Source organism: Oryzisolibacter sp. LB2S (assembly GCF_040732315.1).
Classification (GTDB): domain Bacteria; phylum Pseudomonadota; class Gammaproteobacteria; order Burkholderiales; family Burkholderiaceae_C; genus Alicycliphilus; species Alicycliphilus soli.
This window is the reverse complement of the sequence record NZ_CP160388.1, coordinates 1657239-1672871: the sequence shown is the minus strand read 5'-3', so window position 1 is coordinate 1672871 and position 15633 is coordinate 1657239. Positions and strand designations below refer to the sequence as shown.

The 15633-nt window shown below is 68.0% G+C and carries 14 protein-coding genes; 9 read left to right on the top strand and 5 right to left on the bottom strand.

Annotated elements, in window-relative coordinates; translation table 11 throughout:
* Nucleotides 1-28: 28 nt before the first annotated feature.
* Nucleotides 29-1426: a TIGR03862 family flavoprotein gene (locus tag ABUE11_RS07895; protein ID WP_367068501.1), complete on the bottom strand. Its 1398-nt coding sequence runs from the start codon at nt 1424-1426 to the stop codon at nt 29-31.
* Nucleotides 1427-1663: 237 nt separating this feature from the next.
* Between ABUE11_RS07895 and ABUE11_RS07890 the strand changes: the two genes are divergently transcribed.
* Both ABUE11_RS07890 and ABUE11_RS07885 read left to right on the top strand, forming a co-directional pair.
* Nucleotides 1664-2557, top strand: coding sequence for a pirin family protein (locus ABUE11_RS07890; protein ID WP_367068500.1), 894 nt, complete (start codon nt 1664-1666; stop codon nt 2555-2557).
* Nucleotides 2558-2592: 35 nt separating this feature from the next.
* Complete coding sequence (locus tag ABUE11_RS07885) at nt 2593-3474, top strand: pirin family protein (protein ID WP_367068499.1); 882 nt, start codon at nt 2593-2595, stop codon at nt 3472-3474.
* Between the two features lie 71 nt (nt 3475-3545).
* Here the strand turns inward: ABUE11_RS07885 and ABUE11_RS07880 are convergent, their stop codons facing one another.
* Both ABUE11_RS07880 and ABUE11_RS07875 read right to left on the bottom strand, forming a co-directional pair.
* Nucleotides 3546-5198, bottom strand: coding sequence for a phosphoethanolamine--lipid A transferase (locus ABUE11_RS07880; RefSeq protein WP_367068778.1), 1653 nt, complete (start codon nt 5196-5198; stop codon nt 3546-3548).
* A gap of 148 nt (nt 5199-5346) precedes the next feature.
* The gene (locus ABUE11_RS07875) at nt 5347-6045 is read right to left on the bottom strand and encodes a phosphatase PAP2 family protein (protein ID WP_367068498.1); all 699 of its coding nucleotides are present in this window, start codon (nt 6043-6045) and stop codon (nt 5347-5349) included.
* A gap of 87 nt (nt 6046-6132) precedes the next feature.
* Here ABUE11_RS07875 and ABUE11_RS07870 point away from each other — a divergent pair, with 87 nt between their 5' ends.
* Complete coding sequence (locus tag ABUE11_RS07870) at nt 6133-6804, top strand: response regulator transcription factor (RefSeq protein WP_367068497.1); 672 nt, start codon at nt 6133-6135, stop codon at nt 6802-6804.
* A complete protein-coding gene (locus ABUE11_RS07865) occupies nt 6801-8213 on the top strand; it encodes an ATP-binding protein (protein WP_367068496.1) in 1413 nt (470 codons plus the stop codon). The genes ABUE11_RS07870 and ABUE11_RS07865 overlap by 4 nt, the downstream gene beginning before the upstream one ends.
* On the opposite strand, the gene ABUE11_RS07860 is transcribed toward ABUE11_RS07865, so the two are convergent.
* Nucleotides 8143-8562, bottom strand: coding sequence for a thioesterase family protein (locus ABUE11_RS07860; RefSeq protein ID WP_367068495.1), 420 nt, complete (start codon nt 8560-8562; stop codon nt 8143-8145). The two genes, ABUE11_RS07865 and ABUE11_RS07860, sit on opposite strands and share 71 nt — an antisense overlap.
* Before the next feature lie 178 nt (nt 8563-8740).
* Between ABUE11_RS07860 and ABUE11_RS07855 the strand changes: the two genes are divergently transcribed.
* The 5 genes from ABUE11_RS07855 (at nt 8741) to ABUE11_RS07835 (ending at nt 15016) form a co-directional block, all read left to right on the top strand.
* A complete protein-coding gene (locus ABUE11_RS07855) occupies nt 8741-10447 on the top strand; it encodes an electron transfer flavoprotein-ubiquinone oxidoreductase (RefSeq protein WP_367068494.1) in 1707 nt (568 codons plus the stop codon).
* Nucleotides 10448-10680: 233 nt separating this feature from the next.
* Entirely contained in the window at nt 10681-11649 is a 969-nt protein-coding gene (locus tag ABUE11_RS07850) for an ABC transporter substrate-binding protein (RefSeq protein ID WP_367068493.1), read from the top strand.
* A gap of 79 nt (nt 11650-11728) precedes the next feature.
* Nucleotides 11729-12616, top strand: a complete 888-nt coding sequence (locus ABUE11_RS07845) for an ABC transporter permease (RefSeq protein ID WP_367068492.1) — start codon at nt 11729-11731, stop codon at nt 12614-12616.
* Between the two features lie 22 nt (nt 12617-12638).
* Nucleotides 12639-13433, top strand: a complete 795-nt coding sequence (locus ABUE11_RS07840; RefSeq protein WP_367068491.1) for an ABC transporter ATP-binding protein — start codon at nt 12639-12641, stop codon at nt 13431-13433.
* Nucleotides 13434-13534: 101 nt separating this feature from the next.
* On the top strand, nt 13535-15016 hold the full coding sequence (locus tag ABUE11_RS07835) for an amino acid permease (RefSeq protein ID WP_367068490.1): 1482 nt from the start codon (nt 13535-13537) through the stop codon (nt 15014-15016).
* Between the two features lie 73 nt (nt 15017-15089).
* On the opposite strand, the gene ABUE11_RS07830 is transcribed toward ABUE11_RS07835, so the two are convergent.
* Entirely contained in the window at nt 15090-15545 is a 456-nt protein-coding gene (locus ABUE11_RS07830) for an Lrp/AsnC family transcriptional regulator (protein ID WP_367068489.1), read from the bottom strand.
* Between the last annotated feature and the right edge of the window lie 88 nt (nt 15546-15633).

The window sequence follows — 15633 nt, the reverse complement described above, 5'->3', positions numbered from 1 at the left end:
CGGGGCTGTGGCCGCGCCCCCGCGCCGGTTACGCCTGCCGCGCCAGCCAGCGCAGCGCGCCCTCTCCCGCCGCGCGGCCCGTGGCGCAGCAGGCCGTGAGCAGATAGCCGCCCGTGGGCGCCTCCCAGTCCAGCATCTCGCCCGCGCAGAACACGCCCGGCGCGGCCTGCAGCATCAGGTGTGCGTCCAAGGCCTGCGGGGCCACGCCGCCCGCGGTGCTGATGGCCTCCTGCACGGGGCGCGCGGCAATCACGGTGATGGGCAGCTGCTTGATGGCATGGGCAAGTTTCACCGGGTCGTTCATGCCCTCCCTGCCCAACTGCTCGTAGAGGATGGCGGTCTTGATGCCTTCCAGCCCCAGCCGGCCCTTGAGGTGACTCGTCAGGCTGCGCGAGCCGCGCGGGTGGCGCACCTCGGCCAGCACGCGCTCGGGCGTGTGATCGGGCAGCAGATCGAGGTGAAAGCTCGCGTGGCCATGGGCGGCGATCTCGTCGCGCAGCAAGGCCGACACCGCATAGATCAGGCTACCCTCCACGCCCGTGGCCGTGGCCACGAATTCGCCGCGCCGATCGAAACGGCGGCCCCGGCTGTCGGTGAACGACAGCGCAACCGACTTGAACGGCTGGCCCGCGAAGCGCTGGGCGAAATGCGGCGTCCAGCCCACGGCCGGCGCCGGGCCGCGACCGAGCAGCTCGAGAAAGAACGCGCGGCGCGTCTCGCCCAGCGGCGCATCCACGCGCGGCACGTCAAAACCGCAGTTGGCCGGCACAAGCGGCGTGATGGCCACGCCGCGCTGCGCCAAGAGCGGCACCCAGGCCGCGTCGGACCCCAGTCGCGGCCAGCTCGCGCCCCCCAGCGCCAGCACCACGGCGCGCGCCGCCACCTGCAGCTCGCCCGCGGGCGCGGCAAGGCGCAGCTGCTGCGGGCCAACGGCCGCACCGCCATCAGCACCACCGTCAGAAGCACCATCGGCCCAGCCCAGCCAGCGGTGGCGCATGTGCAGCCGCACGCCCTGGCCGCGCAGGCGGTGCAGCCAGGCGCGCAGCAGCGGCGCGGCCTTCATGTCCTTGGGAAAGACCCGGCCGGAGCTGCCGACAAAGGTCTGGGCCCCCAGGGCATCGGCCCAGGCGCGCAGCTGCGCCGGGCCAAAGGCGTGCAGCCAGGGCGCGAGCCACGCCCGGCGCTCACCGTAGCGCGACAGAAATGGCTCCAGGGGTTCGGAATGCGTGAGGTTCAGCCCACCCTTGCCGGCCAGCAGAAACTTGCGCCCCACGGACGGCATGGCGTCAAACACATGCACGCGCATGCCCGCCGCGGCCGCGACCTCGGCGGCCATCAGGCCGGCCGGGCCGGCGCCGATGACGGCGACATCGCATTGCAGCGGGCGGGAGGAGGAATGGGGAGCGTCAACGGGCACGGAAAGCATGCGCCAATCATCCCAGATCGGGCCGGCCTTGCATGGCAGCAGCCAAGCAACCTCATATTTGATAGCTGCTCGCGCTTGTCCACGTTGGCTTACAGGCCATTTTCATATGTATTTTGCACCGTTCCAATTTCAGAACGATCTGGTGAAAAACCGCCGGCTTGTGTCCAGCGGCGGCGCCCCTACCATCCCATCATGCGCTGGCACAGGGCCGGCGCACCACGCAAGCCAGGAGCTGCCATGAGCACAGCAAGCATTTCCACCCTCAAGCGCATCCTCTCGACCCACAAGGCGCCCGGACGCCACTGGGTCGGTGACGGCTTCCCCGTGCAAGGCATGTTCGGCTACAGCGGCACGGGCGTGGCCGAGCGCAGTCCGTTTCTGCTGCTGGACTACGCCGCTCCCACGCATTTCGAGCCCCACCACGGCTACCGGCGCGGCGTGGGCCAGCACCCGCACCGCGGTTTCGAGACGGTGACCATCGTGTACGACGGCGAGGTGGAGCACCGCGACTCCACCGGCGCCGGCGGCGTCATCGGCAAGGGTGACGTGCAGTGGATGACCGCGGGCGGCGGCATCCTGCACGAGGAGTTCCACTCCGAGGCCTACAGCAGGAGCGGTGGCCCGTTCGAGATGGTGCAGCTGTGGGTCAACCTGCCGGCGCGGCACAAGATGACACCGGCGCATTACCAGGGCATCACCGATACGCAGATCCCCTCCGTCCCCCTGCCCGACGGCGCGGGCCGCGTGCGCGTGATCGCCGGCAGTTTTGGCGGCACGCAGGGCCCGGCCAGCACCTATTCGCCACTCAATGTGTGGGATGTGCGCCTGGCCGCGGACCAGTCCGCCGACCTGCAGCAGCCCGAGGGCTGGAGTACGCTGGTCGTGGTGCTGGACGGCCAGGTCACGGTCAACGGCGCAGCGGCGCTGGGCGCGGCCGAGATGGCCACGCTCTCTGGCGCGGGCACGGGGCTGGAGATCGCGGCCCAGGCGGATGCCAAGCTGCTGGTGCTGGCCGGCGAGCCCATCGCCGAGCCCGTGGTCGGCTACGGCCCCTTCGTCATGAACAGCCAGCGCCAGATCATGGAGGCGATCAACGACTTCAACTCCGGGCGCTTCGGGCGCATGGGCTGAGGCGCAGGTTTTGACAGAGGCATATGGAGGCAGACATGGGCAACGACGGCATCCGCATTCCCTCCCGCACCGCCGACATCGGTGGCGGCGTGCCCGTGGCGCGCACGCTGCCGTCGCGGCTCAGGCGCACCATTGGCGCCTGGTGCTTTCTCGACCATGCGGGACCCGCACACTTTGCACCGGGCCAGGGCCTGCGCGTGGGCCCGCACCCGCACACGGGACTGCAGACCTTCACCTGGATGCTCGAGGGTGAGGTGCTGCACCGCGACAGCCTGGGCAACGAGCAGGTCATACGCCCCGGCCAGGTCAACCTGATGACCGCAGGCCGGGGCATTGCACACACCGAGGAATCCATGGCCGGCGAGACGCGACTGCACACGGCGCAGCTGTGGATCGCGCTGCCCGCCAGCGTGGCCGACATGGCGCCGCGCTTCGACCACTACCCCGATCTGCCACGCTGGAGCGATGGCGGCGCCGAGGCCGTGCTGCTGGCCGGCAGCTTCGCGGGCCGGCGCTCGCCCGTGCTGGTGCACACGCCGCTGGTGGGCGTGGACTGGCTCGCAACGCGGGATGCGGCGCTCACGCTCGCGCTCGATCCTTCCTTCGAGTACGGCCTGGTGCCGCTCACCGGCCCCGCCACCGTCCAGGGCCAGGCGCTGGCGGTCAACGAGCTGCTGTACCTGCCCCCTGGCGGCGCCACGCTGGACATGGAACTGCCCGCCGGCACGCGCGCGCTGCTCATTGGCGGCACGCCATTCGGCGAGGACATCACCATCTGGTGGAACTTCGTCGGCCATGGCAGGCCCTACATCGCCCAGGCACAGCGCGACTGGCAGGCGGGCAGCGCGCGCTTTGGCGAGGTCAAGGGCTTTGATGGCCCACGCCTGGAGGCGCCCGCCCTGCCCTGGGCCGGCTGACTTCAGCCGCCCCCACCAACAGGGCAAGTGACGACGGCACACGCCTGCGCGCGGGAATCGACCGCACGCCTTCAGCGCGCGGCCAGGGCCGCGCCGCGGCAATCGGCGAAGGCATCGAGCGCCCTTGTGTACGTGGGCGACTGCACATCCAGCAGGCCCAGCATGGTGTGGTAGAGGTTGTCGTGCGTGAGCGGCGCGATGGCTCCGGCGCGAAGGCAGGCGCCGGACAAGCCGCCTCGGCGCAGCAGAGCGTCATCCAACCAGGCCACCATGGGCACATGCTTTTGCACGTCGGGCGCCATGCTGTAGGGCATGCCGTGCAGGAACAGGCCGTATTCGCCCAGCGACTCGCCGTGGTCGCTCAGGTACAGCAGGCCCGTGTCGTAGCGCGCCGAACGTGCCTGCAGCCAGTCTATGGTCTTGCCCAGGAAAAGGTCCGTTGCCGCGATGGAGTTGTCGTAGGCATTGACCAGCTCCTGATGGGCGCAATCGGCCAGCACCTCGGTGCGGCATTCGGGCAGGAAGCGCTTGGCAGCGCCGTGCGAGCGCTTGTAGTAGGCCGGCCCATGGCTGCCCATCTGGTGCAGCACCAGCAGCACGCCGCGCTCGCGCTGCGCCGCGGGCAAGGCGGCCAGGCGCGCGTCCAGGTCGTGCAGCAGGGCCTCGTCCCCGCATTCGCCACCAGGGCACAGGGCGGCCTGCGCCTCGCGCGGAAGAGCCTCGGACGCACTGGCATGAGCCACCCGATCGCACACACCCTTGCAGCCGGACTGGTTGTCCAGCCACAGCACGGCCATGCCGGCGGCCTGGGCCACGTCCAGCAGGTTCTCGTATTCGTTGTCGCGCGACTCGAAAGCATCCTTGCCCAGCGGCGAGAACATGCAGGGCAGCGAGGCCAGCGTGCTCGTGCCGCAGGAACGCACCTCGCGCCAGCTCAGCACGCCGCGGCGCGCGAGCTCGGGCGTGGTGTCGCGGCCATAGCCATTGATGCCGAAATGGTCCGCGCGTGCGGTCTCTCCCACCACCAGCACGAACAGCATGGGCTTGGCGCCCGCCGCATAGGAAGCCCCCAGCGCGGCCCTCTGGGTCATGGGCACCAGGGTGCGGCTGCGCGCGAACACCGGCCGCAGGGCCGCCACGGGCGTCGAATACAGGCTGGCCAGCGGGTTCATCAGATAGCGCAGCTGCGGGTGGCTGCGCATCAGCGGCGCCAGGTCACGCGCCGTGGCGGCCACCGTGCCTGCGGCCACCCCAAGGGCCAGCACCAGCATCACGAGGTTGCGCCACAGCTGGGCCAGCGGCCGCATCGCCACAATGCGCACGCGCAGCAGCCACCAGGTGGGCAGCGCGAGCACAGCCAGCACGGCCAGCAGCATGCGCAGGCTCAGCAGGTCGGCCGCCTCGCGGGCGTCGGTCTGCAGCACATTGGCCGCCATGCCCGGGTCCATGACCACCTTGTAGGTCAGCATGTAGTACTGCGCGAGCGCTGCGACCAGCACCACCAGCCACCACAGCAGCCGCATGCCGCGCGTCCAGGCAAAAAAGGCAAGAATGGCCACCATGCCGCAGACGATGAGCACCGCCAGCGCAGCCATGGAGCGCAGGTGCTGGCTGGGCGCGCCGCCAATGCGCATGATCTGCAGCCACAGTGGCCAGTTCGCCGCAAGCACCAGGTACAGCGTCAGGCGCAGCACGACCTGCTGGGCAGTCAAGGGCGTGGCCATCCAGGCGTCCACGCGGCGCAGCAAGGCCCGCAGGGGCTGGAGCAAATGGAAAGAGGTGGGAGAGGATGGGGAGCCGGTGTTGGCAGAGGCAAGACTGAGCATGGGCCCATCGTGCTATGGCGCTCTGAAGGCTGGCTGAACGAGGCGCTCAGGTTTCGTTCAGGTTTGTATCCCGCGCGCAGGTCCTGCTGCGCCAGCGTTGCACGGCCTCGTCCACCAGCAGGCCCACAGCCCAGCAGAACCATGCCGTCCAGAGCGTGTGGCTCATGTAGTGCGCGCCGCGCACCTGCTGCGCCAGGCCCAGCACGCAGCCCAGGACAAGGCTCGCCAACAACCAGCGGGTTGCCAGGCGCGGTGCGGCGCGGCGCAGCACGAACCAGCCCGCCACATAGCCAAACCCGGCCGATGCATGGCCCGCGGGAAAGCAATGGCCGGGGCCGCCATCGCGCACGCCCCAGATCCAGTGCGACACATAGTGCGCCACACCGCCAAACTCCGCCAGGTCCCAGGGACAGCTCGTCGTCGCCAGGCGCTTGAGCGCCGTGATGGACAGCATGGCCAGCGCCACGCTGAACGCGAGTTGGCGCCTGTCCGCCGCCCCCATGGCGCGCAGAAAACCCCAGGGCCGCCATGCGCCCCAGGCCAGCGCCAGCAGCGCCGCCATGCTGAGGGCGCGCGGCACCTCGTGCAGCAGCAGCACATAGCCTGGGTGGCTGCGCCAGGCAAAGCCCTGGGCCGAGCCGAAAAGCCGCGCCAGAGGAAGATCCAGACCCGACGCATCCCACAGGAGCAGCGGCACGAGCGGCAGCAACACAAGCGCCAGTCTGCGCGGCAAAACATCGAACATGCGCGCAAGCCTATGCCTCCATCCTGAACGCGCCATGAACGCCCCGCCCACTACACTTTCCGCATCGGAAAAATCTACGGAGTCTCCATGCGTGTGCTGCTGGTCGAAGACGATCTGGCCCTGTCCGACGCCGTGTGCGGCTATCTGCGCGCCAAGGCCTTCGTGGTCGATGCCACGGGCAGCCTGAGCGAGGCCGAGGCGGCGCTGCATGGTGCGCAATACGCGGCCGTGCTGCTCGACCTGCATCTGCCCGACGGCGACGGCCTGGCCCTGCTGCCCCAGCTGCGCGCGCTGCGGCAGCGCCCCATCGTCATCGTGCTCACCGCACGCGATCAGGTCAGCGACCGCATACGCGGCCTGGACGCGGGCGCGGACGACTACCTCATCAAGCCCTACGACCCCGGCGAACTGCTCGCGCGGCTGCGCGCGGTGGAGCGCCGCCGCAGCGCGGCCGATACCCCGGTGCTGGTGCTGGGCGACCTGCAGATCGATCTGGCGCGCGAGCAGGTGCGCCGCGCCAGCGTGCCCATCGCGCTGACACAGAAGGAATGGGCCCTGCTGCGCGTGCTGGCCACGCGCCCCGGCCGCATCCACACGCGCGAAAACCTGCAGGACGCCCTCTACGGCTGGGGCGACGAGACCGACAGCAACACGCTGGAGGTATTCATCAGCCGCCTGCGCCGCAAGCTCGGACGCACGCACATCGAGACAGTGCGCGGCCTGGGCTACAGGCTGCACAGCGAGCCGGCCGCCGCATGAGGGCCGGCACGCTCGCGCAACGCCTGACCCGGGCCCTGGTGCTGCGGCTGGCCCTGGTGTGGCTGCTGTGCGTGCTGGCCGTCGCCTATTACTTGAACCACGAGATCGAAGAGAACTTCGATGCCGAGCTCGCCGAGAGCGCGCACCGCATGTTCGACGTGGCCATGTTCCAGCTCCAACGCACCGCGCCGGTGGGTGCAGCGGGCCAGGCGCCGCCTGCCAGCGCCGTGATCGCAGACGATCCGCTGTTTGCCGACGCGCCACTCGTCTACCAACTTGTCAACGCCCAGGGCCGGCTGCTGCTGCGCTCGCGCCAGGCGCCCGACCAGGCGCTGGCCGTGCCGCTCGCACCCGGCTTTCACGACACGAACCAATGGCGCGTGCATGTCGCGCAGCACCCGGAGCAGGCGCTTTTCTTTCTGCTGGCCGACCCCTTGTCGGAGCGCAACCACGAATGGCGCGAGACGCTGCTGGTGCTGCTGGCGGCGGCCGTGATCGCGCTGGCGGCTCTGACCTGGGCCCTGCCCGGCGTCGTCACGCGCGAGCTCGGGGTTCTGGAGCGGCTGCAGCGGCAAATCCGCCAGCGCGGCGGCGGCGACCTGCGGCCGCTGACGCTGACGGGCCTGCCGGCCGAACTGCGCGCCGTGGGCGAGGACGTGAACCTGCTGCTGCAGCGCCTGGACCAGGCGCTGGACGTGGAGCGCGCCCTGGCCGCCAACGCCGCGCACGAGCTGCGCACACCGCTGGCCACGGCCCGGCTGCGGCTGCAGACCGCCCTGGAGCATGGCCTGCACCGCGACGACGTGCAGGCCGCGGTCGATGCGCTGCACACCCTGAGCCACCGCACGGAAAAGCTGCTACAGCTCTCGCGCGCGGAATCGAGCGCCCCCCTCACGCGCGAACCCGTCGATCTGGCCCGGCTCGCCGCCACGGTGGCGCAGGAGTTCTGGCAGGACGAGCGCGCGGCCGACCGGCTGGAGCTGGTGACGGCCGCCGATGCGCAGCATTGCACGGCCCTGGGCGACTTCGACGCACTGGCGATCGCCCTGCGCAACCTGGTGGAAAACGCGCTCCACTACGCGGCCCCGTGCCCGGTGGAGATCATCGTCGGCCCCGGCCCCATGCTCGCGGTGCGCGATCATGGCCCCGGCGTGAGCGCGGACCGGCTCAAGTCCCTGCAGCAGCGCCATGTGCGCCAGAGTGCGGACCGCGCGGGCTATGGGCTGGGCCTGTCCATCGTGGCCACCATCGCGGCCAAGCACGATGCCCGGCTCACCTTGACATCACCCTTGCCGCACGAGAGCGGCGGTTTCGAGGCGCGCATGCAATGGACGGTGGCTACACCACCAGAGCGCGCATCCAGTCGGGCAGCGGCGCCGCCTTCTGCGCCGGAAAGTCCACCCAGATGACCGTGGCGCCACCGGCGGCCGCCAGCACGCCGGGCCGATCCACGCGCTCGATGGTGGTCCATGTCTCGAACGTGGTGCGCGCCGGGTCGCTCACATAGAGCCTGAGCAGCAGCTGCGCCGGATACTCGAGCTGGCGATAGAAATTGCAGAACGCGTTCACGATCACCGGCCCCTCGCCCCTGGGGTCGGGCTCGCAGCCCACGGCGCGCATCCACTCCACGCGCACGCTCTCCATGTAGCGAAAGTACACCGTGTTGTTCACATGGCCCATGGCATCCATGTCGCCCCAGCGCACGTCCATGTGCATGCTGTGGACCAGCTTCTTGTGCTCGGCAATCTCAATCTTCATCGTTGTTCCGTTCCATCCCGGGCGCGCCCGCGGTGCGCCCTGCACGCGCGACAGTCGCCTAAAGCAACCCGTGCGGCCGAGCCGCGCCCGCGCGTGAATACAATCGTCGCCAGTGGTGCATCAGCCGCTGGGCTGCGCTGCACGGCGATTTTCAATGATCCAAGCAAAAGAGACACCCATGACGAATGAAGAGATTCTTGCCCAGTACGGTCCGCGCGAAGCCATGGAATACGACGTGGTCATCGTCGGCGGCGGGCCCGGCGGGCTGGCCACGGCGATTCGCCTCAAGCAACTGGCGGCCGAGAAAGGCCAGGACGTATCCGTCGTGGTGCTCGAAAAGGGCTCCGAGCCCGGCGCCCACATTCTCTCGGGCGCCATCATGGACCCGAAGGCGCTCACCGAGCTGATCCCCGACTGGAAGGCCAAGGGCGCCCCGCTCAACCAGCCCGTGACCGACGACGCCATGGTGTTCCTGGGCGAAAACTCGTCGTTTCGCACGCCCAACTTCCTGCTGCCCGCGTGCTTTCAGAACCATGGCAACTACATCGTCAGCCTGGGCAACGTGGTGCGCTGGCTGGCCGAGCAAGCAGAAAGCCTGGGCGTGGAGATCTTCCCCGGCTTTGCCGCGGCCGAGGTGCTCTACAACGAGAACGGCTCGGTCAAGGGCGTGGCCACGGGCAACATGGGCGTGGGCAAGGACGGCGAGCCCACGGGCGACTTCCAGCTCGGCATGGAACTGCACGCCAAGTACACCATCTTTGCCGAGGGCGCACGCGGCCACCTGGGCAAACAGATCATCGCGCGCTACCAGCTCGACGCCGAAAGCGACCCGCAGACCTACGGCATAGGCATCAAGGAGCTGTGGGAGATCGACCCGCAGCGCCACCAGCCCGGCTTCGTGCTGCACACCGCCGGCTGGCCCATGGACAACAACACCTACGGCGGTGCCTTCCTCTACCACCTGGAGGACAACAAGGTGGCGCTGGGCTTCATCACGGGCCTCGACTACAGCAACCCCTATCTGAGCCCGTTCGAGGAGTTCCAGCGCTGGAAGACGCATGCCAACATCCGCTGGTACCTCGAGGGTGACGAATCCAAGGGCATCAAACCGGGCAAGCGCCTGAGCTACGGCGCGCGCGCGATCACGGCCGGCGGGCTGTTGAGCCTGCCCAAGTTCGTCTTCCCCGGCGGCGCCCTGGTGGGCTGCGATGCGGGCTTCCTGAACGTGAGCCGCATCAAGGGCAGCCATGCGGCCCTCAAGACCGGCATGCTCGCGGCCGAGGCCGCCTTCGACGCCATCGCCGCGGGGCGCCAGCACGATGAGCTGACGGCCTACCCCAAGGCCTTCGAGGCGAGCTGGCTCTATACGGAACTGAACAAGTCGCGTAACTTCAAGGCCTGGTTCAAGAAGGGTCTGGTCACGGCCACGGTGATGAATGGCATAGAGCAGTTCGCGCTGCGCGGCCACATTCCCTGGACGCTGCACCGCGACACGCCGGATCACGCCTACCTCAAGCCTGCGGCCGAGTGCAAGCCCATCGTCTATCCCAAGCCCGATGGCAAGCTGACCTTCGACCGCCTCTCCAGCGTCTTCATCAGCAACACCAACCACGCGGAGAACCAGCCCGCGCACCTGACGCTCAAGGACGCAGCAGTGCCCGTGAACGTGAACCTGGCCAAGTTCGCCGGCCCCGAGAGTCGCTACTGCCCGGCCGGCGTGTACGAGTTCGTGCCCGACGAGGCGCGCGGCGGCAACGCCCAGCGCCTGCAGATCAACGCGCAGAACTGCGTGCACTGCAAGACCTGCGACATCAAGGATCCGACGCAGAACATCGTCTGGGTGGCACCCGAGGGCGGCGGTGGCCCCAACTACTCCGGCATGTAAGGCGGCAGCGAGGCATTGCATGCATTTTTTGATAGCTTGCGACGCTTGCCCATCAAGCGTGGCAGGCCGTTTTGACTACATGTCGTCATGCCTCGCCCCCTACGGGAAAACAACGGACGCGCCTGCCCTGCACAGGCGCTAGACTCGCCTGCCAAGGCCGCATGACCTTCCTGCATCGGTCTGCAACAAGAAGCACAGGAAACACCGCACGTTCAATTGGAGAGAGAACCGAAATGAAGAGCTTGTCTTGGGCCCCTCTGGGCGCATTTGCCCTGGCCATGGCCGCCCTGGCCCCCGTCGCGCATGCGCAGCAAAAATCCGTCGCCGTGACGGCCATCGTGGAGCACCCTGCCCTGGACGCCGTGCGCGATGGGGTTCAGGCCGCCTTGAAGGCCGAGGGCTACGAATCCGGCAAGAACCTCAAGTGGCAGTACCAGAGCGCCCAGGGCAACACCGGCACGGCGGCGCAGATTGCGCGCAAGTTCGTCGGTGACAAGCCCGACGCCATCGTCGCCATCGCCACGCCCTCGGCCCAGGCCGTGGTCGCCGCCACCAAAACCGTGCCCGTGGTGTTCTCCGCCGTGACCGACCCCGTGGCCGCCAAGCTCGTGCCGAGCTGGGAGCCCTCCAAGACCAACGTGACCGGCGTGTCCGACCTGCTGGCCCTGGACAAGCAGATGGACCTCGTCAAGCAGGTCGTGCCCAATGCCAAGCGCGTGGGCATGGTCTACAACCCCGGCGAGGCCAACTCCGTGGTCGTCGTCAAGGAACTGCAGAAGCTCCTGCCCCAGCTGGGCCTGACGCTGGTCGAAGCCGCCGCGCCCCGCTCGGTGGACGTGAGCAGCGCCGCGCGCAGCCTGATCGGCAAGGTGGACGTGATCTACACCAACACCGACAACAACGTGGTCTCGGCCTACGAGTCGCTGGTCAAGGTGGGCCAGGACGCCAAGATCCCGCTCGTGGCCTCCGACACCGACAGCGTCAAGCGCGGTGCCATCGCCGCCCTGGGCATCAACTACCGCGACCTGGGCGAGCAGACCGGCCGCATGGTGGCGCGCATCTTGAAGGGCGAGAAGCCTGGCGACATCAAGCCCGAAACCAGCACCAAGCTGGAACTGTTCGTGAACCCCGGCGCGGCGGAGAAGCAGGGCGTGAAGCTGTCCGACACGCTGGTCAAGTCGGCCGCACAGGTCGTGCAGTAACGTCAAGGCCTCTGGCCCATAGTGCAGGAGCCCCCGGGCTCCTGCTTTGTTTTCGCAGCAGCCTTCCAAGCCCGCACCCATGTCTCTTTTTTCCTTGCTCGGCGCCATTGAAATCGGCCTGATCTTCAGCCTGGTGGCGTTGGGGGTTTACATCTCCTTTCGGCTGCTGCGCTTTCCCGACCTCACGGTGGACGGCAGCTTTCCGCTCGGCGGCGCGGTCTGCGCCATTCTGATCTCCACCGGCACCAACCCCTGGCTGGCCACGCTCGCAGCCACGGCGGCCGGCGCCGTGGCGGGCCTGATCACGGGCTGGCTCAACGTCAGGCTCAAGATCATGGACCTGCTGGCCTCCATCCTGATGATGATTGCGCTGTACTCGGTGAACCTGCGCATCATGGGCGGGCCCAACGTGCCGCTGATCAACGACCCCACCCTCTTCACCCTGTTGCAGCCCGAGAGCATCGCCGACTATGTGGCGCGCCCCATGATTCTGTTCGTGGTGGTGCTTCTGGCCAAACTGCTGCTCGACTGGTTCTTTGCCACCGAGCGCGGCCTGGCCATTCGCGCCACGGGCTCCAACGCCCGCATGGCACGCGCCCAGGGCATCAACACCGGTGCCATGGTGCTGCTGGGCATGGCCATCTCCAACGCCCTGGTGGGCCTGGCCGGCGCGCTGTTTGCGCAGACCCAGGGCGGCTCGGATATTTCCATGGGCATAGGCACCATCGTCATCGGCCTGGCGGCCGTGATCGTGGGCGAATCCATCCTGCCCTCGCGGCGCATCGTCTGGGCCACGCTGGCCGTGGTCGTGGGCGCCATCGTCTACCGCTTCTTCATCGCCGCGGCGCTCAACAGCGACTTCATCGGCCTCAAGGCCCAGGACCTGAACCTGGTCACGGCCGTGCTGGTCACCGTGGCGCTGGTGATTCCGCAACTCAAGCGCAAGCTCGGCAATCGCAAGGGCTGACATGCACCCGGGAGAACACGCCATGCTGAGCGCACAGGACCTCTACATCACCTTCAACCCCGGCACGCCCATCGAGACCCGCGCCCTGCGCGGCATGTCGCTGGAGATTCCGGCCGGGCAGTTCGTCACCGTCATCGGCTCCAACGGCGCGGGCAAGTCCACGTTTCTGAACGCCATCTCCGGCGACCTGAGCGTGGATACGGGCCGCATCGCCATCGACGGTCTGGACGTGACGCGCCGCCCCGTGTGGGAGCGCGCCGAGCGCGTGGCGCGCGTGTTCCAGGACCCCATGGCCGGCACCTGCGAGGACCTGACCATCGAGGAGAACATGGCCCTGGCCCAGCAGCGCGGCACGCGCCGCGGGCTGCGCGGCGCCGTCAAGCAGGCCGAGCGCGCCATGTACCGCGAGCGCCTGGCCACGCTGGGCCTGGGGCTGGAGAACCGCCTCACCGACCGCATCGGCCTGCTCTCGGGCGGCCAGCGCCAGGCCGTGAGCCTGCTCATGGCGGCGCTGCAGCCCTCGCGCATCCTGCTGCTCGACGAGCACACGGCCGCGCTCGATCCGCGCACGGCCGACTTCGTGCTGCAGCTCACCGCCCGCATCGTGGAGGAAAACAAGCTCACCTCCATGATGGTCACACACAGCATGCGCCAGGCGCTCGACGTGGGCCAGCGCACGGTGATGCTGCACCAGGGCCAGGTGGTGCTCGACGTCTCGGGCGAGGAACGCGCACGGCTGGACGTGCCCGACCTGCTCCAGATGTTCGAGAAGGTGCGCGGCGAAAAGCTGGCCGACGACGCCCTGCTGCTGAGCTGACGCCTCGCCCCATTCGGTCCTCGACCACTTCATCATCCAGCCCCGGCCGCAGCCCCCCGGCTTCACAAGAGTCGACGCGGCCCCGCACACAAGTCCATCCCATGACTGCCAACACCCTCTCGTCGACCGCCAGCGAGCTGCACCGCTCGCTCAAGGCGCGTCACCTGTCCATGATCGCCATCGGCGGCTCCATCGGCACCGGCCTGTTCGTCGCCTCGGGCGCGACGATCTCCCAGGCCGGCCCCGGCGGTGCCGTGCTGGCCTACATGGTCGTGGGCCTGATGGTCTACTTCCTCATGACCAGCCTGGGCGAGATGGCGGCCTATCTGCCCACCTCGGGCTCGTTCGCCACCTACGGCGCGCGCTATGTCGACGAGGGTTTCGGCTTCGCCCTGGGTTGGAACTATTGGTACAACTGGGCCGTGACCATCGCCGTGGACCTCGTGGCCGCGCAGCTGGTCATGGCCTACTGGTTCCCCGATGTCGACGGCGTGGTCTGGAGCGCAGGCTTCCTGGCCCTCATGTTTGCGCTCAACGTCATCTCGGTGCGCGGCTTCGGCGAGGCCGAGTACTGGTTTGCGGCGATCAAGGTGGTGACCGTCGTCATCTTCATCGGCGTGGGCCTGCTGATGATCCTGGGCATTCTGCGCGGCGACGCCCAGCATGAGGGCCTGTGGTCGCATCTGCAGCTGTGGACCATGGGCGACGCACCGTTTGCCGGCGGATTTGCCGCACTGATCGGCGTGGCCATGATCGTCGGTTTCTCGTTCCAGGGCACGGAGCTCATCGGCATTGCCGCGGGCGAATCGGAAGACCCGGCGCGCAACATCCCGCGCGCCGTGCGCCAGGTGTTCTGGCGCATTCTGCTGTTCTACGTGTTCGCCATCCTGGTGATCAGCCTGATCATTCCCTACACGGACCCTCAGCTGCTGAAGAACGACCTGGGCGACATCGCCGTCAGCCCCTTCACGCTGGTGTTCCACCGTGCCGGTCTGCTCTCGGCCGCCGCCGTGATGAACGCCGTGGTGCTGACCTCGGTGCTGTCGGCGGGCAACTCGGGCATGTACGCATCCACGCGCATGCTCTACACCCTGGCCTGCCAGCGCATGGCGCCGCGCATCTTCGCCAGGGTCAGCGCGAGCGGCGTGCCCGTGATGGCCCTGATCGCCACCACCGTGGTCGCCGCGCTGTGCTTTCTGACCAATATCTTCAGCCCGCAGCTGGTCTATGTCTGGCTGCTCAACCTCTCGGGCATGACGGGCTTCATCGCCTGGCTGGGCATAGCCATCAGCCACTACCGCTTCCGCAAGGGCTACGAGGCCCAGGGCCTGCCGCTGTCGGCCCTGCCCTACCGCGCCTCGGCCTTCCCGTTTGGCCCCATCTTCGCCTTCGTGCTGTGCATGACCATCACGCTGGGGCAGAACTACCAGGCCTTCCTGCAGGACAGGATCGACTGGACCGGCGTCATCGCCACCTACATCGGCCTGCCGCTGTTCCTGCTGATCTGGCTCGGCTATCGCCTGGTCAAGGGCTCGCGCATCGTGCCCTATGGCGAAATGCGGGTGAGGCCGGAATCCGTGTAGGCGGAAGAATCCAAGTAAAAATGGCCTCTGACGCTTTCCCACCAAGCGTCAGAAGCTATTGTTTTGATAGCAATCAGACTCCGAGCGGCAGATCGGCCTTCTTGAGCGTGCGCAGCACAAAGCTTGAACGGCTGTGGCGTATGCCCTTGATCCTGTAGAGCTTCTCGCGCAGCAGGCGCTCGTAGTCGCGCGTGTCCTTGACCACCACGCGCAGCAGGTAGTCGTAGTCGCCCGAGACCAGGTGCGCCTCCACCACCTCGGGAATGCTGGCCAGCACCTCGCCAAACTTCTCCAGCGTGTTGTCCGAGTGGCTGTCCAGCGTCACCTGCACCAGCACCGTGTCCGCAAGACCGAGCGCGAGCGGGTTCAGGCGCACGGTATAGCCCTCGATCACGCCGGCCTCTTCCATCTTCCTGATGCGCCCCCAGCACGGTGAGGGAGACAGCCCCACGGCAGCGCCAATCTCCTGCAGGCTGGCGCGGGCATTGGCCTGCAGCACAGAGAGAATTTTTCGGTCAATCTTGTCCATGCCGAACATTATTCATCCTCAAGCCGCTTCGCAGAAAACTTTTCTGCAAAACAGAAAACCAAGGAGAAATTCAGCAAAACCATCTACC